19 protein-coding genes are annotated in these 20,922 nt (G+C 65.7%); 5 read left to right on the top strand and 14 right to left on the bottom strand.

The features are described 5' to 3' along the window. Positions 1-31 precede the first annotated feature (31 nt). The 3 genes from accD to trpB form a co-directional block, all read right to left on the bottom strand. A complete protein-coding gene (accD, locus tag SCA01S_RS00375; RefSeq protein WP_062781762.1) occupies positions 32-880 on the bottom strand; it encodes an acetyl-CoA carboxylase, carboxyltransferase subunit beta in 849 nt (282 codons plus the stop codon). Then, positions 877-1,677, bottom strand: coding sequence for a tryptophan synthase subunit alpha (gene trpA, locus SCA01S_RS00380; protein WP_062781765.1), 801 nt, complete (start codon positions 1,675-1,677; stop codon positions 877-879). The genes accD and trpA overlap by 4 nt, the downstream gene beginning before the upstream one ends. A gap of 273 nt (positions 1,678-1,950) precedes the next feature. Continuing rightward, complete coding sequence (gene trpB, locus SCA01S_RS00385) at positions 1,951-3,186, bottom strand: tryptophan synthase subunit beta (protein WP_062781984.1); 1,236 nt, start codon at positions 3,184-3,186, stop codon at positions 1,951-1,953. A gap of 446 nt (positions 3,187-3,632) precedes the next feature. Here trpB and SCA01S_RS00390 point away from each other — a divergent pair, with 446 nt between their 5' ends. Continuing rightward, positions 3,633-4,094, top strand: coding sequence for an outer membrane beta-barrel protein (locus SCA01S_RS00390; protein ID WP_022675999.1), 462 nt, complete (start codon positions 3,633-3,635; stop codon positions 4,092-4,094). A 118-nt stretch (positions 4,095-4,212) separates the two neighbouring features. On the opposite strand, the gene SCA01S_RS00395 is transcribed toward SCA01S_RS00390, so the two are convergent. The 7 genes from SCA01S_RS00395 to SCA01S_RS00425 form a co-directional block, all read right to left on the bottom strand. Further along, positions 4,213-4,866 (bottom strand): phosphoribosylanthranilate isomerase, encoded by a 654-nt coding sequence (locus SCA01S_RS00395; protein ID WP_062781768.1) that lies wholly within the window; start codon positions 4,864-4,866, stop codon positions 4,213-4,215. Positions 4,867-4,889: 23 nt separating this feature from the next. Further along, a complete protein-coding gene (locus SCA01S_RS00400; protein ID WP_022675997.1) occupies positions 4,890-5,651 on the bottom strand; it encodes an SIMPL domain-containing protein in 762 nt (253 codons plus the stop codon). A gap of 80 nt (positions 5,652-5,731) precedes the next feature. Beyond that, positions 5,732-6,256 carry a GNAT family N-acetyltransferase gene (locus tag SCA01S_RS00405; RefSeq protein WP_054131948.1) on the bottom strand — a complete coding sequence of 175 codons (525 nt, stop codon included), beginning with the start codon at positions 6,254-6,256 and terminating at the stop codon, positions 5,732-5,734. A 6-nt stretch (positions 6,257-6,262) separates the two neighbouring features. Then, positions 6,263-6,946 carry an orotidine-5'-phosphate decarboxylase gene (pyrF, locus tag SCA01S_RS00410; RefSeq protein WP_054131949.1) on the bottom strand — a complete coding sequence of 228 codons (684 nt, stop codon included), beginning with the start codon at positions 6,944-6,946 and terminating at the stop codon, positions 6,263-6,265. Beyond that, the gene (locus SCA01S_RS00415; protein WP_022675994.1) at positions 6,943-7,260 is read right to left on the bottom strand and encodes a LapA family protein; all 318 of its coding nucleotides are present in this window, start codon (positions 7,258-7,260) and stop codon (positions 6,943-6,945) included. Before SCA01S_RS00415 ends, pyrF begins: the two co-directional genes overlap by 4 nt. 87 nt (positions 7,261-7,347) lie before the next feature. Continuing rightward, the gene (gene purB, locus SCA01S_RS00420) at positions 7,348-8,661 is read right to left on the bottom strand and encodes an adenylosuccinate lyase (protein ID WP_062781771.1); all 1,314 of its coding nucleotides are present in this window, start codon (positions 8,659-8,661) and stop codon (positions 7,348-7,350) included. 209 nt (positions 8,662-8,870) lie between these two features. Further along, the gene (locus tag SCA01S_RS00425; RefSeq protein WP_370525384.1) at positions 8,871-9,614 is read right to left on the bottom strand and encodes a DUF2490 domain-containing protein; all 744 of its coding nucleotides are present in this window, start codon (positions 9,612-9,614) and stop codon (positions 8,871-8,873) included. A gap of 168 nt (positions 9,615-9,782) precedes the next feature. Between SCA01S_RS00425 and SCA01S_RS00430 the strand changes: the two genes are divergently transcribed. Beyond that, positions 9,783-12,191 carry a TonB-dependent receptor gene (locus SCA01S_RS00430; RefSeq protein ID WP_062781774.1) on the top strand — a complete coding sequence of 803 codons (2,409 nt, stop codon included), beginning with the start codon at positions 9,783-9,785 and terminating at the stop codon, positions 12,189-12,191. 816 nt (positions 12,192-13,007) lie between these two features. Continuing rightward, positions 13,008-15,080 carry a S46 family peptidase gene (locus SCA01S_RS00435; protein WP_245652393.1) on the top strand — a complete coding sequence of 691 codons (2,073 nt, stop codon included), beginning with the start codon at positions 13,008-13,010 and terminating at the stop codon, positions 15,078-15,080. On the opposite strand, the gene SCA01S_RS00440 is transcribed toward SCA01S_RS00435, so the two are convergent. After that, the gene (locus SCA01S_RS00440) at positions 15,038-16,357 is read right to left on the bottom strand and encodes an SAM-dependent methyltransferase (RefSeq protein WP_084390704.1); all 1,320 of its coding nucleotides are present in this window, start codon (positions 16,355-16,357) and stop codon (positions 15,038-15,040) included. The two genes, SCA01S_RS00435 and SCA01S_RS00440, sit on opposite strands and share 43 nt — an antisense overlap. Before the next feature lie 121 nt (positions 16,358-16,478). Next, positions 16,479-16,835 (bottom strand): glycine zipper 2TM domain-containing protein, encoded by a 357-nt coding sequence (locus SCA01S_RS00445; RefSeq protein WP_022675988.1) that lies wholly within the window; start codon positions 16,833-16,835, stop codon positions 16,479-16,481. Between the two features lie 181 nt (positions 16,836-17,016). On the opposite strand from SCA01S_RS00445, the gene SCA01S_RS00450 reads away from it, so the two are divergent. Then, entirely contained in the window at positions 17,017-17,853 is an 837-nt protein-coding gene (locus SCA01S_RS00450; protein WP_062781777.1) for a PhzF family phenazine biosynthesis protein, read from the top strand. A gap of 115 nt (positions 17,854-17,968) precedes the next feature. Here the strand turns inward: SCA01S_RS00450 and rlmN are convergent, their stop codons facing one another. Together rlmN and SCA01S_RS00460 are read right to left on the bottom strand one after the other, a co-directional pair. Then, positions 17,969-19,246 (bottom strand): dual-specificity RNA methyltransferase RlmN, encoded by a 1,278-nt coding sequence (rlmN, locus tag SCA01S_RS00455; RefSeq protein ID WP_022675986.1) that lies wholly within the window; start codon positions 19,244-19,246, stop codon positions 17,969-17,971. Between the two features lie 58 nt (positions 19,247-19,304). Further along, positions 19,305-20,024, bottom strand: coding sequence for a 2OG-Fe(II) oxygenase (locus SCA01S_RS00460; RefSeq protein WP_062781780.1), 720 nt, complete (start codon positions 20,022-20,024; stop codon positions 19,305-19,307). A gap of 200 nt (positions 20,025-20,224) precedes the next feature. On the opposite strand from SCA01S_RS00460, the gene SCA01S_RS00465 reads away from it, so the two are divergent. Continuing rightward, positions 20,225-20,902, top strand: a complete 678-nt coding sequence (locus SCA01S_RS00465) for an outer membrane protein (protein ID WP_022675984.1) — start codon at positions 20,225-20,227, stop codon at positions 20,900-20,902. The last annotated feature ends 20 nt before the right edge of the window (positions 20,903-20,922 follow it).

Raw genomic sequence — 20,922 nt, forward strand, 5'->3', positions numbered from 1 at the left:
CGCGCGCAGGCGGGGGCAGGGCGCATTCGCGTCAGGCGGCCTTGGCGGCCATCAGGTAATCGATGGTTTCGGCCAGCGTGGCGCGCAGGTTGTGGCGGTGCACCACCATGTCGATCATGCCATGGGCGTGCAGGTATTCGGCCCGCTGGAAACCCTCGGGCAGCTTTTCGCGGATGGTGTCCTGGATCACGCGCTGGCCGGCAAAACCGATGAGCGCGCCCGGCTCGGCAATCTGGACATCGCCAAGCATGGCATAGCTGGCGGTGACGCCGCCGGTGGTGGGATCGGTCAAGACCACGATATAGGGCAGGCCGGCGGCGTGCAGGCGGCTGATCGCCACGGTCGAGCGCGGCATCTGCATGAGGCTGAGGATGCCTTCCTGCATGCGCGCGCCACCGGCTGCGGTGACGGCGATATAGGGGCACTTTTCACGGATCGCGCGTTCGGTGCCGGCGATGAAGGCATTGCCCACGGCCATGCCCATCGATCCGCCCATGAAAGCGAATTCCTGCACGCCGACGACGGCCTTCTTGCCTTCGATGCGGCCCACCGCGTTGGTCAGCGCATCGGGGTGCGGGTTGGCAGCACGAGCGGCCTTGATGCGATCGCCATATTTCTTGGTGTCGCGGAACTTGAGCGGGTCTTCCTTGACCTTGGGCGCAGGGAGCAGGGTAAAGCCCGGGTCCATCAGCTGCGCCAAGCGCGCATCGGCGCCGATGCGGCCATGATGATCGCAGCGCGGGCAGACCGACTGGTTGTCCTCATATTCCTTGGTGAACAGCATTTCGCTGCACCCGGGGCACTTGATCCACAGGTTGTCGGGCGTGTCGCGCTTGGGGGTGAAGGGCAGCGCGTTGCGAACGCGGTTGATCCAGCTCATGCGATATCCTTTCGCGCCGCATGCACGGCCGCGCTCAGCGACGCGACAAGATCGCGTACCGGGCCGGCGGCATCAGCGCCGTGTTGGGCCACGAGATCCACCAGAGCCGAGCCGACGACGACGCCATCGGCCACGGCGGCAATCCCACCGGCCTGTTCGGGCGTGCGCACGCCAAAGCCCACGGCAACGGGGATCGTGGCGGTCTGCTTGATCCGCGCCACTGCCTCTTGGATCGAGGCGAGCGCGGCCGATTGCTTGCCGGTGATGCCGGCAACCGAAACATAATAGAGGAACCCGCCCGAACCATCGAGCACGGCGGGCAGGCGCGCGGCATCGGTGGTGGGGGTGGCGAGGCGAATGGGCGAAATGCCGTGTGCGCGCAGCGCCGGGCCCAGTTCGGGGTCTTCCTCGCTGGGAATATCGACGCAGATCACGCCATCGATGCCGGCATCGGCGCAGGCATCGGCAAACCATTCCGCGCCGCGGGTGATCATCGGATTGGCATAGCCCATCAGCACCAGCGGCACATCGGGATGGCGCGCGCGGAAGCCCTTGGCGATGGCCAGGATATGCGCGGTCTTGGTGCCGGCGGCGAGCGCGCGCAGGTTGGCGTTCTGGATCGCCGGGCCATCGGCCATGGGATCGGTGAACGGCATGCCCAGCTCGATCACGTCGGCGCCACCGGCCACCAGTGCGTCAAGGATCGCGGGCGTCGCCTCGGGCGTGGGATCACCGCCGGTGACGAAGCACACGAGGGCAGCATGGCCCTTGGCAAAGGCATTGGAAAGGCGGGTCATCAGCCGACAACTCCACTGCATGTCACGCTCGCGATCGCCAGCGGCAAGGACATCATTTCCAACACACCTTCCATGATCTTTCAGGTTCCGGGCTGCGCACTACGTGATTTGCGCCGAGATGCAAAGAGCCCTGCCTTTTGCCCTCATCGTCACCCCGGACGTGATCCGGGGTCCAGCTTGCGGCCTCTCCCTTGGCTGCACGCATTCAGCTGGACCCCGGATCACGTCCGGGGTGACGCGTGGGGAGTGGAAAGGCCTGCTTGCCGATTGATTTTACAGCTTCACCCCCAGGTGCTCGGCCACCGAGAAGATGTCCTTGTCGCCCCGGCCACACAGGTTAGCGAGGATGATCTGGTCCTTGTCCATGGTCGGCGCCAGCTTGGTGACAGCAGCGATGGCATGGGCCGGCTCGAGCGCGGGGATGATCCCTTCGGTGCGGCAGAGCAGCTGGAAGCCTTCGAGTGCCTCGGTATCGGTGACCGAGGTATAGTCGACGCGGCCGACATCCCTGAGCCAGGCATGCTCTGGCCCGATGCCGGGGTAATCCAGGCCGGCACTGATCGAGTGGCCTTCGGTGATCTGGCCGTCCTCGTCCTGCAACAGGTAGGTCTTGTTGCCGTGGAGAACGCCAGGGCGCCCACCGGCGAGCGAAGCGGCGTGTTCCTTGTCAAGGCCATGGCCAGCCGCCTCGACACCCAGCATCTTGACGTCGGGATCATCGAGGAACGGGTGAAACAGGCCGATGGCGTTGGACCCGCCACCGATCGCGGCGACCAGCACATCGGGCAGGCGCCCGGTGCGGGCGAGCATCTGGGCGCGGGCTTCCTTGCCGATCACGCTTTGGAAATCGCGCACCAGCTCGGGATAGGGGTGCGGGCCGGCGGCGGTGCCGATGATGTAGAACGTGTCATGCACGTTCGCCACCCAGTCGCGCAGCGCTTCGTTCATCGCGTCCTTGAGCGTGCCGGCGCCAGCGGTCACCGGCACCACTTCGGCGCCGAGCAGCTTCATGCGGAACACGTTGGGCGCCTGGCGGGCGACGTCGGTGGCGCCCATATAGACCACGCAGGGCAGGCCAAAGCGCGCACAGACAGTGGCGGTGGCCACGCCATGCTGGCCCGCGCCGGTTTCGGCGATGATCCGGGTCTTGCCCATGCGCATCGCCAGCAGGATCTGGCCGATGCAGTTGTTGATCTTGTGTGCGCCAGTATGGTTGAGCTCGTCGCGCTTGAACCAGACCTGCGCGCCCTTGCCTGCCGGCGCATTCTTGGCCAGCTCCTCGGTCAGCCGCGGCGCGAAATAGAGCGGGCTGGGCCGGCCGACATAGTGTTCGAGCAGGTCGTCGAATTCGGCCTGGAACGCGGCATCGGCCTTGGCCTTGCGGTATTCCGTTTCGAGATCGAGGATCAGCGGCATCAGCGTTTCGGCGACATAGCGACCGCCGAACTGGCCGAAGTGGCCACGATCGTCGGGCTGGTTGCGGAAGCTGTTCGGGTTCTGGGCAGTCATGGTCCAGCCGCTTGGCAGAGGGCGGGGCGGTTGTCCAGATTCATGGCCAAAGGGGCGGCGGGTCAGTGGCGCCCGCCCGGCGCCGGGCATGGTCAAGGCATTTTACCGTAGTTTGCATTTTTGCAATCGCATTTCAGCAATTTGCACGATTGCGCGTTCATCCTGGCGTAATGTCTGGGCGCTAGATGGCGTCTTGCAACGTCGTGAAGGCGGTCCCGTAATGGGGCCGCCTTTTTGTGTTTTACATTACTGCAACGATACTTTCTGTCTATTTGTTCAGATAGGGATAAACCTTTCAAAATTGACAGAAACTGTGGCAAAAATGCCATGCATACTATGTTAGAGTCAGAAATCTTACAGTTATGACTTGTTGACGATTGGCGTGCGGCCTACTTGCCCGATCGACCGCCGCACCAAACGGCGGATTGAATGCAAGGAGGTTTATTATGCGTCTCGTTCTTCTCGCGCTCGCCGGTACCCTGGCTGCAGCCGCCCCGGCCATGGCCAACGAGGTCCGCGTCGAAGCGCACAGCGGTGTGCTCTGGAATCACGATGCCACCGATGCCACGGCTGGCGTTGCGGCAGGCTATGACTACGATCTTGGCCCGGCAGCCTTCGGCGGCGTCGAAGTCTCGGCTGACAAGATACTTAACAGCTATGCCAAGCGCGTGTCGGTTGGCGTGAGCGGCCGCCTGGGTGCGAACCTGGCCGGCACCAAGCTTTATGCCGTGGGCGGCTATGCCACCACGCCCTGCACCGATTGCGGCGGCGCGTGGAACTTTGGCGCCGGCGTGCAGAAGTCGTTCATGCAGAAGTTCTACGGCAAGGTGGAATACCGCCACTACATCGCCGACGAAGGCCTGGGCAACCGCGATGCGGTGACCGCTGGCGTTGGCCTGAAGTTCTGATCGGACCCTGTTTCGACAGGACAATTTCCGACCCAGGAAAAGCAGCGGGCGGCGCGAAAGCGTCGCCCGTTGTCGTTTGCGGGGCTGCGGGTTGCGCGGCTGTGGCCGGCGTTGGCGTTCAGGCCGATCGGGCCGATCGGGCCGCGCGGCAGAACGTCTGGATGCGGCTTTCGTCCTTGACGCCAGGCGCGCTTTCCACGCCGGATGATACGTCGACGAGTTCGGCGCCGGTCTGGCGCACGGCATCGGCAACATTGTCGGGGCCCAGGCCGCCGGCCAGGCCCCATGGCGTGGGGCCGCGATAGGCGTTGAGCAGCGCCCAATCGAACACCAGCCCCAGGCCGCCGGGAATGGCCGCGCCCTTGGGTGCCTTGGCGTCGAACAGCAAGAGATCGGCCGCCCCGGCATAGCGGGTGGCGGCAGCGACATCGGCAGGTGCGGCCACCGACAGCGCCTTCCACACCGGCAGGCCAAACTGGGCTTTCAACTGCGCGGCGCGTTCGGGGGTTTCGTGGCCGTGAAGCTGCAGCACATCGAGGTGGGCCGCGGCAATCGCCTCGCCGATCGTGGCATCATCGGCATCCACGAACAGGCCGACCAGGCGGCTGCGCCCGGCGTTGCGCGCGCCAAGCAGCGCGGCGTCGCGGATGGTGACATGGCGGGGGGAAGGGGGAAAGAACACGAGGCCGGCATAATCGGCGCGCGCGGCAAGCGTGGCGTCGAGCGCGGCACTCGTGTTGATTCCGCAGATCTTGATGGCTGGGGCTGGCATGGCCAGCCCATGTGGCGTCTTGCTTACTGCGGTGCAAGCTCGAACGTGATGGTGACGTTGGCGTTGACGTCCAGTTCGCCGGCCGCAACCGGGCTGGGCGCGGCCATCATCATCTTGTCGGCGCGGGCATAGAGCATCGGCGGCTGCGGCGACCAGCCACCGGTTTCGCTGATGGTCAACATGCGCACCACCTTGAGGCCGGCGGCGCGGGCATAGAGATCGGCGCGGGCGCGGGCCTTGGCCACGGCATCGATGCGCGCCTCGTCCATTGCCGCCTCGGGTTTGTCGATCTGGAAGCTGGGGCCGTTGACTTCGTTGGCGCCGGCCTTGACCAGCGTATCGATCACCTGGCCATAGCGCGCAAGGTCACGCTGCTTGACCTGCACCTGGTTGGTGGCGCGATAGCCCACGATCACCGGATCACCTTGCGTGCTACCATCGGCCAGGCGCTTCTGCTCGCCATAGACCGGGCTGACCGACAGGTTGCTGGTCTGCATGTCGCGGGCAGCCACGCCGCTGGACTTGAGGGCCGCCATCGTGGCGTTCATCGCGCGGGCGTTGGCGGCCAGCGCCTCGCTCGCCGTCTGGCCCTGGGTGGTAACGCCGGCGGTGAAGACTGCCAGATCGGGCACGCGGGTGCTGCGGCCTTCGGCCTGCACGGTCAGCACCGTGGCGCCCGGGCTGACGACCGGGGCGGTCTGCACGGCCTGCTGGGCCATGGCGGGGGTGACCAGCGCGGCCAAGGGCAGGGCGGAAAGACTGGCGGCGAGGATAAGGCGCTTCATCGGGACGGTCTCCGTATGTGACGGCTGGGGAATGGCCGAAGCGAGCTTGCAGCGCGCTGAACCGTTGCCGGGGTAACCGTTCAGGAAACCATCCGTTCCAGTACGACCATGGCGAAGTCGACCGGCGTGGCGCCAGGGAAAGGCCGGGTTTCGCCGGTGCGAACATAGCCGCGCCGCTCGTACCAGGCGATCAGTTCGGGGCGGCGATCGATCACCGTCATTTCGATTGCGCGGGCGCCCAGCTCGCTTTGGGCCATCGCATCGCATTGCGCCAGCAGCGCGCGGCCCAGGCCACCGGCCTGCACATCGGGATCGACGCACAACATGCCGAGGTAGGCCTTGCCCTGCGGCAGCGCCGTCAGGGTAACGGTGCCGATCAGCGCGCCATCGGCGGACTGCGCCACGATTACGCAGCGGTCCGGCGCGGTGATGGCAGCGGCGAGTTCTGCGTCAGACGTGCGCTCGTCATCCAGCAGGTCAGCCTCGTGCGTCCAGCCCTGGCGTGCTGTGTCGCCGCGATAGGCGCGTTCGACCAGGCGGCGCAGCGCCGGCAGATCGGTCGGCGTGGCCAGCCTGAACGTGAGCGCGGGTGCAACGCCGGGCATGATGGATCAGAGCGTGGCTTCGATGGCGCGGGCGGCGGCCAGGGGGTCTTCGGCGCGGCTGATCGGGCGGCCGATGACCAGGCACGAAGCGCCGGCATCGCGCGCCGCGCGCGGGGTCACCGCACGCTTCTGGTCACCGAGCGCCGAACCCCGGCCTTCGGCAGGGCGCAGGCCCGGCACCACGAAATAGCCGTTCTTCCAGCGGCGGTGCACTTCGCCCACCTCGTGCCCGGAACAGACGATGCCATCAAGGCCGGCTTCCTGCGCCAGATCTGCCAGGCGCAGGACCTGGTCGTGCGACGAACCGCTGACCCCGCCGCGCGCCAGATCGGCATCGTCCAGGCTGGTCAGCACGGTTACCGCCACCACCTTGCAGCCTTCACCGGCGGCCGCCTTGGCGTCTTCCATCATCGCGCGCCCGCCCGAGGCGTGGATGGTAACGATCGCCGGCTGCAGCACGTGGATCGACTGCATCGCCGCTGCCACCGTGTTGGGAATGTCGTGCAGCTTGAGATCGAGGAAGATCGGCATGCCGATCTTGGCCATTTCATGCACGCCGTGGTGGCCATGCGCGCAGAAGAATTCCAGCCCCAGCTTCAATCCGCCGACGTGGCCTTTCACCTTTTGCCCCAGCGCCACGGCGGCATCGAGACGGGGAAGGTCGACGGCAAGAAAGATCGGGTTGCTCACGGGTGGATATCCGTCTGGGCCGCATCGCTGGCGGCGTCGGTGGCAGGAAAGGCGCCGGCCTGGCTCACCAGGCTCGACTCCAGGGTGGCGATGCGGCGCTTGAGGCGCCAGCGGCGCAGCCGGCCCGCCGCCCACGGCGGCACGAAACCGGCCAGGAAAAAGACCAGGGCGACAAAGCCCACCGGCCAATCGAAGTGCAGATAGCCCGCGCCATATGGCCAGAAATTCACGCGGGCGGTGTCCGCGTTCATGGCGATGAACGCGGCAAAGGCCGCGATCAAGGCCAGCCACAAGACGATGCGGATCTGCTTCATGTGCGGCGCTTCACCCTTCAACCTGCCGTGCCGTACGCACGGGTGGCGGACCTTAGGCAGATTGCAGACGAAGCGCCAGCACTTGCATTATTCGCCAAACACCCGGGCGAAGATGGTATCCACAGCCTTGAAATGATAATCGAGGTTGAACTTTTCCTCGATCGTCTGCGGGCTCAGCGCCTTGGTCACGTCGGCATCGGCCTTGAGCAGTTCGAGCAGCGAGAGCTGGCCGTCGGATTCCCACACCTTCATCGCATTGCGCTGGACCAGGCGATAGGCTTCATCGCGGGTCACGCCGGCCTGGGTCAGCGCCAGCAGCACGCGCTGCGAGTGGACCAGGCCGCCCATGCGGTCGAGGTTCTTCTGCATGCGCTCGGGATAGACCACCAGCTTGTCGACCACCGAGGTGAGGCGCGCCAGCGCGAAGTCGAGCGTGATCGTGGCGTCGGGGCCGATGAAGCGCTCCACCGAGGAGTGCGAGATATCGCGTTCATGCCACAGCGCCACGTTTTCCAGCGCAGGGGTGACGGCCGAGCGCACCACGCGGGCCAGGCCGGTGAGGTTTTCGGTCAGGATCGGGTTGCGCTTGTGCGGCATGGCCGACGAACCCTTTTGCCCCGGCGAGAAGTATTCTTCCGCTTCGAGCACTTCGGTACGCTGCAGGTGGCGCACTTCGGTGGCCAGGCGCTCGATCGAGCTGGCGATCACGCCCAGCGTGGCAAAGAACATGGCATGGCGATCGCGCGGGATCACCTGGGTGGAAACCGGCTCCACGCTCAGGCCAAGCTGCTCGGCCACGTATTCTTCCACCTCCGGATCGATGTTGGCAAAGGTGCCGACCGCGCCGGAAATGGCGCAGGTGGCGATTTCGGCGCGGGCATTGACCAGGCGCGCGCGGCAGCGCGAAAACTCGGCATAGGCTTCGGCCAGCTTCTTGCCGAACGTGGTCGGTTCGGCATGGATGCCGTGGCTGCGGCCGATGGTGGGCGTGTACTTGTGCTCCAGCGCGCGGCGCTTGATCGCGGCGAGCAGCGCGTCGATATCTTCGAGCAGGATGTCGGCGGCACGGGCCAGTTGCACGGCCAGCGTGGTGTCGAGCACGTCAGAGCTGGTCATGCCCTGGTGCATGAAGCGCGCCTCGGGGCCAACCTGCTGCGCCACCCAATCGAGGAACGCGATCACGTCATGCTTGGTCACCGCCTCGATCGCGTCGATCGCGGCCACGTCGATGGCGGGATTGGTCGCCCACCAGTCCCACAGCGCCTTGGCGCCGCTTGCGGGCACCACGCCCAGGTCGCCCAGCTTCTGCGTGGCGTGGGCCTCGATCTCGAACCAGATGCGATAGCGCGCTTCGGGCTCCCAGATCGCGGTCATCGCGGGGCGGGCATAACGGGGGACCATGGTTCGACTCCGGGTTTGCGGTTTGCTCGGCTGTGCCCCGCCCGCTAGGGGCGCACGGCCGCTAAGGCAAGCCCTGCGCGGATTGGCCCCGCGCGGATCGGCCCGCCCCACGGCGCCGTTCCCCCCGGTTCGGCACAGCAGGGCGGGCCTGCCCCGCACGCGCCGCCAGGCGGGGCGCGGGGTGTGGGAGGCAGCTGCCTTTCAGACGCTTAGAGCGCGATGTTGAGCGCCACCGAGGCGACATGGTCGCTGGTGTCGAGCTTGCCGGGGCGCACGCCGTGCTGGTTGAGATAGCCGGCCTCGATCGTCAGCTTCTTGGCGATCGGCGCATTGATGCCGATGAAATTGCGCATGCGCTCCTCGCCGTTCACGGTCTGGAACACGGTCTTGTTGAGATCGATGAAGCTTTCGTGGCTAGCCACGATCATCACCTTGCTGCCCTGCGCCACGGGCAGGCTGGCCTTGAGGAACGGGCGCAGGCGCCAGGCGGTGCCGGGCATGTTGTCGCGCCAGCGCTGTTCCAGCCGCATACGGCCGTTAAAGCGCACCGGGCCGAGATGGGCAAAGTTGTCAAAGCTCACCTGCTGGCGAAAGCGCCGCTCCATCACCGCGAAATCGCCATGCAGGTAGTTGGGATCATGGGTGTAGCCCAGCCAGACGGTGAACGTCTTGTCGAGGTTGTAGCCAACCATGAAGTTGTTTTCGAGTTCGTAGAAACCGCGCGCATTGCCGGTGCGCAGGATGGTTTCGTTGGACAGGCGCCAGTTCTTGCCTGCCTTGGCTGTGACCAGCAGCGTTCCCCATCCCTGGGTATCGGTATCGGCCCGCGCAGCGACCGGGGCAAACAGGACTGCTGCCAGGGCAACGGCACTGCAGAGAGAGGGCAGGATACGCATGGGAAAGGGTGTCCGTTCAGGGCTGTTGGCTGCCCCTATGACGTTTTGATGACACATTCGTGACAAAGGATTGACGTGAAATAGACGGATTTGATGGTGAATGTGCTGCCATTTCCGCAGCTTCGATCCGCTCTTGCGCCATGCTATGTTTCAGTGAATATAGCTTGAAGTGACATTTTATGACGGTCTGCCGGGCGGGCCGTCGGTGCAGGGGCAAGACATTCCATGCAAAACGTGATCGATCGCCGCTGGCGGCGGGCTGTGCCGTGCGCCCTGGCGCTGGCAACCGGCCTCGGCATAGCGAACCCAGCCTGGGCTGATTCGCCCGACGCCGCCAGCGTTCCGGTCGCGGGCACGGATGCCCTGCGCACGGCCGGCGATATCGTGGTGACGGCGCGTCAACGCCCTGAACCGGCCCAATCGGTGCCGGCCGCGCTCAGCGTGGTCGATGGCGCGTGGCTCGATCGGTCGCTGGCGGTGAACACCCAGGCGCTCACCACGCTGGTGCCGGCGCTCACCTATTCCTCGGCGAACCCGCGCAACACCGCCTTTACCATCCGTGGCCTGGGATCGAGCGTGGTGGCGGTCAGCCAGGCCAACGATGGGCTCGAGCCGGGCGTGGGGTTCTATGTCGATGGCGTCTATCATGCACGGCCGGCCACGGCGGCGTTCGACTTTGCCGATGTTGAGCGGGTGGAGGTCTTGCGCGGGCCGCAAGGCACCCTGTTTGGCAAGAACACCACGGCCGGCGCCATTGCCATCACCTCGCGCCTGCCCTCGTTCACCCCGGCGGCGAGCGAAGAGGTGAGCGTGGGCGAACGCCGCCTGGTGCAGGCCAAAGCCATGGCCACAGGGCCGCTGATCGATGACGTGCTGGCCTATCGCCTTTCGGGCCTGCTGACGCGGCGCGATGGCGTGATCCATAACGTGCGCACCGGGGCTGATCAGAACAGCGTCGATAACCAGGCGCTGCGCGGCCAGTTGCTGTTCACCCCTTCTGCCAGCGTGCAGTTGCGCGTGGTGGCCGATTATGCCCGCTTTGGCGGGGACTGCTGCACCCAGGTCTATCTGCGCGTCGGCACCAGCCTGCGCAGCCCGTCGCGGCAATATTCCGCGCTGGCGGCAGCCGCGCACTATGCGCCGCCCAGCACCAACCCCTATGACCGGCTGACCGACATCGACGCCGGACTGGGGGTGAACACCAACGAGGGCGGCATTGCCGCCACGCTCGATTGGCATCTGGGCGGAGCCACGCTGACGTCGATCAGCGCCTGGCGCTTCTGGAACTGGGACGCGGCCAATGACCGCGACTATACCGGCTTGCCGATCCAGACCACGCAGCACATCCCCTCACGTCAGGACCAGATAAGCCAGGAACTGCGCCTTGCCTCTGACGGGCAGCGCGCGCTGTCCTATGTCGCCGGGCTCTATTACTTCCGCCAGGTCATCACCGGGCATCCGATCTCGATCTATGGCCCCTATGGTGCGCCGTGGCTGCTCGGCACAACCACCAGCAATGGCACGGCGATCCCGGCCAACCTGCTCGACGGCTATGGCCAGGGTGGCGACACGCGCTTTGCCGTCAACAGCTATGCCGCCTTTGCCGAGGCGAACTGGACGATCGTACCGCGCCTGACGCTGACCGGCGGCCTGCGCCAGACCTGGGAAGACAAGAACGGCCAATATACCACCAGCGTGTTCGGCGGCCCACAGGTGACCAACGCCGCGCTGCTCGCCGCGCAACTGTCGGTGCTGCGGCCGCAGGCCTATGGCGCCAGCACCCGCGATTCCAGCCTGTCGGGCCGCGCCAACCTGGCTTGGCAGGTGAGCGATACGGTGATGGCCTATGGCGGCTATGCCCAGGGGTTCAAATCGGGTGGGATCAACATGTCGGGCCTGCCGCTCGACAGCGCCAACCAGCCAGTCCTGGCCACGGCCGTGATCCGGCCCGAACGCAACATCACCTGGGAAGGCGGGATCAAGAGCGAGTGGTGGGATCGGCACCTGCTGCTCAACCTGGCCGCCTATCGCACCACGGTGCGCGATTTCCAGGCAACGGTGGTCGATTCCAGCCAGACCGTGGCCCTGCGTGGCTATCTTGCCAACATCCCGCGCGTGCGGGTGCAGGGGGTTGAGGCCGATGCCGCACTGCACTGGGGCGGCCTCGTGCTGACGGCGGGCCTGGCCTATGCCGATGGGCGCTATACCGATTATCCCAAGGGGCCGTGCCCGCTGGAGGCGCAGACCGCGGCGACCACCGCGTGCAACCTGACCGGCAAGGCGCTGACCGGGCTGTCGCGCTGGAGCGAGACGCTGGGCGTGGACTATCGCCTGCCGATGGCCCGGGGCGAATGGGTGCTGCACAGCGATACCGCGTGGCGCAGCAGCTATAACGGCGATCCCTCGCTCTCGCGCTATACTTGGATCGATGGCTATGCGCTGACCAACGCCAGCCTGGCCTGGCGCAGCCGCCGCGATGGCGGGCCGGGCGTGGAACTGGGCGTGTTTGCGCGCAACCTGTTCAAGGCCAACTATATCCAGAACCTGACGATCCAGGCCGGCAATTCCGGCCTGATCCTGGGCACGCCAAGCGATCCGCGCACCTTGGGCGTGACGTTCCGCGCCTGGCAGTGAGGCGGTGCGCGGCCCCGGGTGGCTGTGCCAGCGCCGGTTCGGATGGTGACGCCGATGGATGGGAATTGATCGGCCGCGCCATCGCCGGGCCGCGGATGAGGCGCGGAACGACGTGATGGCGCGGGGCGGGCCGTCCCCGCTGACCAATTACCTCATTGTGATCCGCCGCTGCGCTCCTCCCGCCGAGGCAGGCAGGCGCCGGGCCAGGCAGGTGACAGGCGGCAGGTGACGGCGCCACGCCATCGGGCCTAAGGAGGCCGGAGAGCCGGCGCCATTGCACTTTTGCGGCTCGATCATCCCCGCAAGGCAGGGGGCACAAGGCATGGTCGAATGGCTGCCGATGGAGCAGGCAGAAACGGCCGCGCCATGCCGGGTGGCCGGGCGCGTGGGTGGGCGGGTCGGGCAGCGACACCGCCCGACGGATAGCAGATGCCACGACTTCCCCAGCCGTTGGCAACCCTCCGGAGCTATGGCCAATCCGCCTGCATCCGGCCTTGTTCCATCAATGCCAATGTCGCTTCCCTTATACCCCCTGCTAAGTGAAGACCTGTAGCGTTGGGCCTCAATCGGGCGGCAAAGTCATCCCGCGATAGTTTGGGTTCCGAGCGACATTGCCGTTTGTTGCGGCGTGGTTTGCAAAGAACCGTAAAAATGTTCAGCGCGGTTCAGTGCTTACCGTGCTGCGGCATTCTGTCGGTTTCGGACCGATTGGCGTGGCCCAAGATTTCCATTCTTTGCCTTCGTTTCGGTTTGCGGCGCGCCGCGGTCCATGGCACCCCTGCGCGCATCGCAATGCCCTGCAAGAGGATGTCTATCATGCTGTCTTCACCCGCGCTTTCGCGTCTGCGCCAGGCCATGATGGCCGGCGCCATGCTGGCCACGCCCTTTGCCCTTGCCACTCCGGCGCAGGCCGACGAGGGCATGTGGACGTTCGATGCCTTTCCCGCCGCGAAGATGAAGCAGGACTATGGCTGGGCGCCCGACCAGGCCTGGCTCGATCGCGTGCGCGCCTCTGCCGTGCGGTTGACTGGCGGCTGTTCCGCCAGCTTCGTCTCGGCCGAGGGCCTGATCCTCACCAACCATCACTGCGTGGTGGAATGCGCGCAGAACCTGTCGAGCGAAAAGGAAGACCTCGTGGCCAACGGCTTTGTTGCCGCGCAGCGCGAGGACGAGCGCAAGTGCCCGGGCCAGCAGGCCGAAGTGGTGACGGCCATCACCGATGTGACCGGGGCAGTGAAGGGCGCGATCGGCAGCCTCGCCGGGGAAGCGCTGGTCAAGGCGCGCGACGCCAAGATCGCCGAGATCGAAAAGGCCGGCTGCAAGGACCTGGCCACCACGCGCTGCCAGGTCGTCACCCTGTTCGGCGGCGGGCAGTACAAGCTCTATACCTATCGCAAGTATTCCGATGTGCGGCTGGTCTGGGCGCCGGAATTCCAGGCGGCGTTCTTTGGTGGCGATCCCGACAACTTCAACTATCCGCGCTATGCCCTCGATGCCGCGTTCCTGCGCGCCTATGAAAACGGCAAGCCGGTCAAGGTGGCCGCGCACCTCAAGTGGAGCCCGCGCGCGCCGCAGCCGGGCGAGGCAACGTTCGTGGTCGGCAATCCCGGTTCCACCCAGCGCCTGTTCACGATGTCGCAGATCGCGTTCCAGCGCGAAGTTTCCCTGCCGATCACCAACACCGTGCTGTCGGAACTGCGCGGCCGCCTGATCACCGCGATGGAGCAAAGCCCGCAGCGCAAGCGCGAGGGCGGCGACAGCCTGTTCGGCTTTGAAAACGCGCTCAAGGTCTATATCGGCCGGCAAAAGGCGCTGAACGACCCAGCGTTCGTCAAGATGCTGGCCGACAACGAAGCCACGCTCAAGGCCAAGGTCGCCGGCAATGCCGCGATCGGTGATCCGTGGAGCCAGGTGAGCGAGGCGGTGGCCGCCTATCGCAACATCTATCCCGCCTATCGCTTTACCCAGCCGATGGGCGATCTCTATGGCTATGCCGAAACGCTGGTGAAGGCCGCGATCGAAAAGGCCAAGCCCAATGGCGAGCGCCTGCCCGGCTATACCGACAGCGCGCTGCCCCTGCTGGAAAAGCAGGTGCTCGATGCCAAGCCGATCTATCCTTGGCTCGAACAGCTGGAAATGGAATGGAGCCTGTCCAAGGCGCGCGAATACCTGGGCGCCGATGATCCCGACACGCGCCTGATGCTGGGCAAGGAAAGCCCCGAAGACCTTTCGGCGCGGCTGGTGACCGGCACCAAGCTGGGCGATCCGGCGGTGCGCAAGGCGCTGTGGGAAGGGGGCGCTGCGGCGATTGCGGCCAGCACCGATCCGATGATCGTCTATGCCCGCAGCCTGGAGCCGCGCCAGCGCGAACTGCAAAAGGCCGTGGATTCGCAGTATCAGGGTCCGTTGGCTGCTGCCGGGGCCAAGCTCGCCGATGCGCGCTTTGCCGCCTATGGCGCCACGCTCTATCCCGATGCCACGTTCACCCTGCGCATCAGCTATGGCAAGGTGGCCGGGTGGAAGGAACGCGGCGCCGATGTGGCGCCGGTGACCACCATGGGCGGCGCGTTCGATCGCGCCACCGGGGCGCAGCCGTTCCTGCTGGCCAAGCAGTTTACCGACCACGCCGCCCAGATCGACAAGGCCACGCCGTTCGATTTCGTCACCACCAACGATATCATCGGCGGCAATTCCGGCTCACCCGTGGTGGACAAAAACGGCGCCGTGATCGGCGCCGCCTTTGACGGCAACATCCACTCGCTGGGTGGCAACTATGGCTACCAGGGCGATGTGAACCGCACCGTGGTGGTCAGCACCGCCGCCGTGCAGCAGGCGCTGGAAAAGATCTATCCGGCGCCGGCGCTGGTGCGCGAATTGGCATCGAACTGAAAGACCTTGGTCCCGTCGGCGTCGTTATCGGCGCCGGCGGCAGCCAGGCGGCGCGCGCGCAGACTGGCCTCTTCAGTGCCGATGTAATCGCGGGTAAGCGGCAGGGAATCGCGGTGACGCACCAGCTGGAACTGGAAATTGACCATGTCGGCATGCTCGAACGCGGTCGCCGCGCCTGACAGATAGAACAGCCACATGCGATAGAAGCGCGCGTCGAACAGCGCCTCGATCTTGTCCTTGTTGGCCACGCAGCGTTCGTACCAGGCGCGCAGCGTGGGCGCATAATGGCGACGCAGCACTTCCACATCGGTGACCATCAGGCGGTTGGGCTCGATCGCGGCAACGGTTTCGCTCATCGCCGGGATATAGCCGCCGGGGAAGATGTACTTGCGCGTGAAGTCATCGGTGACCGAGGGCGGGCCGACGCGGCCGATCGTGTGCATCAGCATCACGCCATCCTCGGCCAGGATATCGTGGCACTTCTGGAAATAGGCGCCGAAATTGGGCACGCCGACATGCTCGAACATGCCCACCGAGACGATGCGATCATAGTGGTCGGTCACGTCGCGATAGTCGGTCAGGCTGAAAGTGACCTGCCCGTCCACGCCTTCGCGCGCGGCCCAGCCCTTGGCATAGGCGAGCTGTTCCTTGGACAGGGTGATGCCATGCACGCTCGCGCCGGTCAGCTTGTGCAACTGGATGGCAAGACCGCCCCAGCCGCAGCCGATATCGAGCACGCGGTGTCCCGGGCGCAGCGCCAGCTTGGCGGCGATATGCTCAACCTTGGCGTGTTGCGCTTCTTCCAGCGTGGTGACGCCATCGGCCCAATAGGCGCAGGAATACTGACGCAGCGGGTCGAGAAACAGATCGTAGAGCCGGTCATCGAGATCGTAGTGGTGCGCCACGTTGCGGCGCGAGGCGGCGCGGGCGTTGACCCGGTCGACCCGGCCGACGATGTTGAGCCACAGCTTGCGCATCGGGCCGGGGTTGTCGATATCGCCGGCACGCTCCCACGGGTTGTTGGCCCGCACGAAGCTGATGAAATCCATGATATCGCCGCCTTCGATGCGAACGCGGTCATCCATATAGGCTTCGCCCAGACCCAGGCTGGGGTTGCGGGCCAGGAAACCCGGCACCTTCTTGTCCATCAGGCGCAGGGTAAGATCGGGCCAGCCTTGTTCCTTGGTGCCGAAAACGCGGCTGCGGCCATCAGCTTCAATTACCGTCAAAGTACCGTGGCGGATCAGGCGCTTGAGCACCGGACCCAGGATAAGCATGGACATCGTTCAAAAAGCTCCGACGGTCCCGTCCCGTGTCCAGCCACTATGCACAAGCGCGGCCCGCCTGCAAGCGGACCGCGCCTTTTATTGATTATCCTGATTTTTCAGGAAATGCAGATCAGCGGCAGCGCGCGCCGCCACGATCGATTTCGCGGCCGAGCAGGCCACCACCCACGGCGCCGAGCAGGGTGCCCATGGTGCGGTCACCACGCGTGTCGATCGCGCGGCCCACCAAGGCGCCACCGGCCGCGCCGATGATCAGGCCGGTCGTGCCATTGCTGCGCTTGCAGTAGTAGCGGCCATCGCGGCCGCGCCAGATGCGTTCGTTGGCACCGATCGGGCGCGGTTCGCGATAGCGGCCGCGATCGTCATAACGGCCCCAGCCATGGCCGCGGCCGTGACCCGGATCGGCCATGGCGGGTGCTGCGGGGAGAACGATGGCCGCCATCACGGCGGCAAGGATGGTCTTCTTCATAGCTACTGTTCCCTGCTTTTTGGGTCCCGAGAATTTCGTGACGGTGAACACGGTTTTGAGCGATCCGATCCACAACGCCCGATGAACGTCTCGTTGTGTTGCGCGTTCCGCGATGAACCGCGCCTAGTGTGCGACCGGCCGACGCTTGCCCCTGACGCGCCCGCCCGATAGGCATGGCGCCATGCTGCTTGATCTCGTCGATGTATTCGCCTCTGGCCCGCTTTCGGGAAACCCGCTGGCCGTGGTGCGCGGCGGTGACGGGCTCGATACGCCGGCCATGCTCGCGCTGACCCGCTGGCTGGGTTTTTCCGAAACCACGTTTCTCCTGCCGCCCAGCGATCCCGGCGCCGATTACCGCGTCCGCATTTTCTACCCTGCCGGTGAACTGCCCTTTGCCGGGCACCCCACGCTGGGCACGGCCAAGGCCTGGCTGATGGCCGGCGGCGTGCCGCGTACGGCTGGCCGCCTCGTGCAGGAATGCGGCGTGGGCCTGGTCGAGGTGCGGATGGACGAGGAAACCCTGGCGTTTCGCGCGCCGCCGCTGCTGCGCGGCGGGCCGCTGGATGCGGCCGAGCAGGCCGAGGCGATCCGCGTGGCCGGCGTATCAGAGGATGCCGTGGTCGATGCGATCCATGCCTGCAACGGCCCCGGCTGGCGCCTGCTGCGCTTGCGCAGCGCGGCCGATGTCCTGGCAGCCAAGCCGGTGGCCGAGGCGCCGGTGCCCACCGACGTGGGGCTGATCGGTCCTTGCGACGAGGGCGATGCCGCCGATTTCGAACTGCGCGCGTTCTTTGCCGATCCCCAGGGCAAGATTGTGGAAGATCCCGTGACCGGCAGCCTCAATGCCGCCGCCGCGCAGTATCTGTTTGCCGCCGGGCTGGCACAGGACCAGTATGTTGCCGCGCAAGGCCGCTGCACCGGCGCCGATGGCCGCGTGGTCTTGACCCGCGATGCTGATGGCGCGGTGTGGGTGGCCGGGGCTGTAGAGATGGTCAGCCAGGGCGGGGTGCTGCGCTAGGCCCGGCACCACCCCCCGACCCCCTCCTCTAAAGAGGATGGGGAGTAGCAAACGGGAAAGCCCCCTCTTCTTCAGAGGAGGGGGTTGGGGGCGGTGTGAAGCGTTACGCTGCGCCTCAGCCCAAAGCCGCCTGCTTCTCGGCAGCCAGGCGGTCCAACTCGGCGCGGCTGCGGCGTTCGGCGGCGGTCTTGAGCTGGCCACAGGCCGCATCGATATCGCGCCCGCGCGGGGTGCGCACCGGGGCAGAGATGCCCGCCTCGAACACGATCTCGGCAAAGCGCTTGACCCGCTCCGGGGTGGAGCATTCATAGGGCGCACCCGGCCAGGGGTTGAACGGGATGAGGTTCACCTTGGCCGGCAGCTTGTACTGCTTGAGCAGGCGCACGAGTTCGCGCGCATCGTCATCGCTGTCGTTGCGGTCCTTGAGCATCACATATTCAAACGTGATGCGCCGCGCGTTGCTGGCGCCGGGGTAATCGGCGCAGGCCTGGAGCAGTTCTTCCAGGCCGAACTTGCGGTTGATCGGCACGATCTCGTCGCGCACGTCCTTGGTCACCGCGTGGAGCGAAACCGCCAGGTTCACGCCGATTTCCTCGCCCGCGCGGGCCATCATCGGCACGACGCCGGCAGTGGAGAGCGTGATGCGGCGCTTGGACAGGGCGAGGCCATCGCCATCCATCACGAGCTTGAGCGCATCGCGCACGTTGTCGAAGTTGTAGAGCGGCTCGCCCATGCCCATCATCACGATGTTGGTAAGCAGGCGCCCGTCAGCGGTGTAGCTGCCTTCGTCGGCGTCTTCTTCCACTTCGTCGGTGAGGTCCAGCCCCGCCATCGATCCCTTGGGCCATTCGCCCAGTGCATCGCGCGCCAGCATCACCTGGCCGACGATCTCGCCCGGCGTCAGGTTGCGCACCAGCTTCATCGTGCCGGTGTGGCAAAACCGGCAATTGAGCGTGCAGCCCACCTGGCTCGATACGCAGAGCGTGCCGCGGTCGGCATCGGGAATGAACACCATTTCAAAGTCATGGCCATCGGCCGTGCGCAGCAGCCACTTTCGCGTGCCATCGGTGGAAACCTGTGCTTCCACCACCTGGGGACGGCCGATGACAAAGCGTTCGGCCAGCCACGGGCGCATGGTCTTGGCAATGTCGGTCATCGCCTCGAACGTGGTCACGCCGCGATGATACAGCCAGTGGAACACCTGCTTGGCGCGCAGCTTGGCCGCCTTGGCATCAAGGCCGGCTTCCTGGAACAGGGCGGCAATCTGCGGGCGGGGCAGGCCGATCAGATCGGTGCGGCCATCTTCGCGCGGGGTAACCGGGCGCGGCACGGGCACGGGATCGACATGGCCGGGAATCGGCATGGACACGGGAAGCGAGGTGGGGGCGTTCATGCGCCGCCATATACGCATTTATGGGAAAATCGCCAGTGGGCGCGAGTGACCCTGCGGTTTAGCGGCGCAACCACCCGGTGATCGCCAGGCGCGGAGCCCCGGCAAAGGGTGCCACCAGCGAGACCGAATGCGCCTGTGGCACACTGAACAGGTGCAGCGCATTGTGCCGTGGCGCCAGGGCGCGGTGCACGTCACCCGCGCCATCGTGGAACATCAGCAGCCCGCCCCATTCCACCCGCCAGCGCGGCGTCAGGTTGAGGACATAGGCGGCAACGCGGTTCTTTCCCGCGACATTGTCATCATGGCCGGTGAGGAAATGGCCGGGCAGATAGCGCGTGGCCTGGCCATCGACCATGGAGATCGCCGGTTCCCCGGTCAGCGCGCGAAACAGATCGAGCCAGGGCGGCGTGTTGAATGCCGACACCAGCCGGTCCACCGGCCAATTGCGCGCGGTGCGCGCAGCGGCATCGTCGGACACGCGCAGGGAATCGAACAGGAACTGGAACCCGTCGCGCGCCTGGCCGTGCACCGCGTCGAGCAGCGCGGCCTGCGCTTCTGGATCGAGCGCGGCGCGCTGTGCGGGATCGAGATCCCACACTTTGTCCCCTTGGTTGAGCACGCGTGAGAACGGTGCCTCGCCATCCAGCCAGCGATGCAGGACGTCGGCCCCCGCCGCCGGCAAGGCCGGCTCCACGCGGACATGGCCATTGGCGGCAAATTCGGCGGCAGCGGCTTGGGCTGCGGCGGCGCTGACAGCGGGGGAAAGGGGGGTGGCCATGCCGCGTTCTAGCCCGCGAATGGCTGTGGCGCAAATGTCACAGATTTCTTGTTGTGCTACGTTCATGAAACCGGATCGCCTCTCCCTCCGTTCGTTGCAGGTCTGTCGGGTCGCAGCAAGGTTGCCAATCTGGAACCTCTCACAAGAGGCCAGGCAGCCAGCCGACAGAAAAAGAACAGTTCGAATGGAGTTGAACCATTATGAAGACCATTCTCGCCAGCGTTGTCGCCGTTTCGGCGCTCGCCGTTTCCGTTCCGGCCTTCGCGCAGGACGCCGGCACCCCCGACGCTCCGAACCGTACGTTCTCCGGCCCGCGTGTCGGCGCCGTTCTGGGCTATGACCTGAGCCGCTCGGGCAGCTCGGTGGACAACGACAACACGCGTAACCAGAAGCAGTCGATCAATGGCCTGCTCTATGGTGGTGAAATCGGCTTTGACGTGCCGGTGGGAACCAATCTGGTTGTTGGTGTCGAAGGTGAAGCGACCGGCAGCACGGCCAAGTGGTCCAACACGTTCGAGCCCAACACGTTCAACCTGGGCCGCGTGAGCGCCGGGCGTGACCTCTATGTCGGTGCGCGCGTCGGTTATGCCGTTTCGCCCAAGGCGCTGCTGTTCGTGAAGGGCGGCTACACCAACATGCACTACAAGCTGCAGGGCACCGACGGCCAGACCTCGGAAGACTACCGCATCACCACCGATGGCTATCGCGTCGGCGGCGGTCTGGAATATGCGTTCAGCCCCAAGACCTTCGGCAAGATCGAATATCGCTATTCGAACTACAGCCGCGCCAATTTCAACTTCAACGGCAACACCAGCGACCGTTTCGACGTGGACACCGATCGCCACCAGATCGTCGCCACCTACGGCCTGCGCTTCTGATCGTAGCCGAACCGTTGTTG

This window comes from Novosphingobium capsulatum NBRC 12533 (genome assembly GCF_001598375.1).
GTDB lineage: Bacteria > Pseudomonadota > Alphaproteobacteria > Sphingomonadales > Sphingomonadaceae > Novosphingobium > Novosphingobium capsulatum.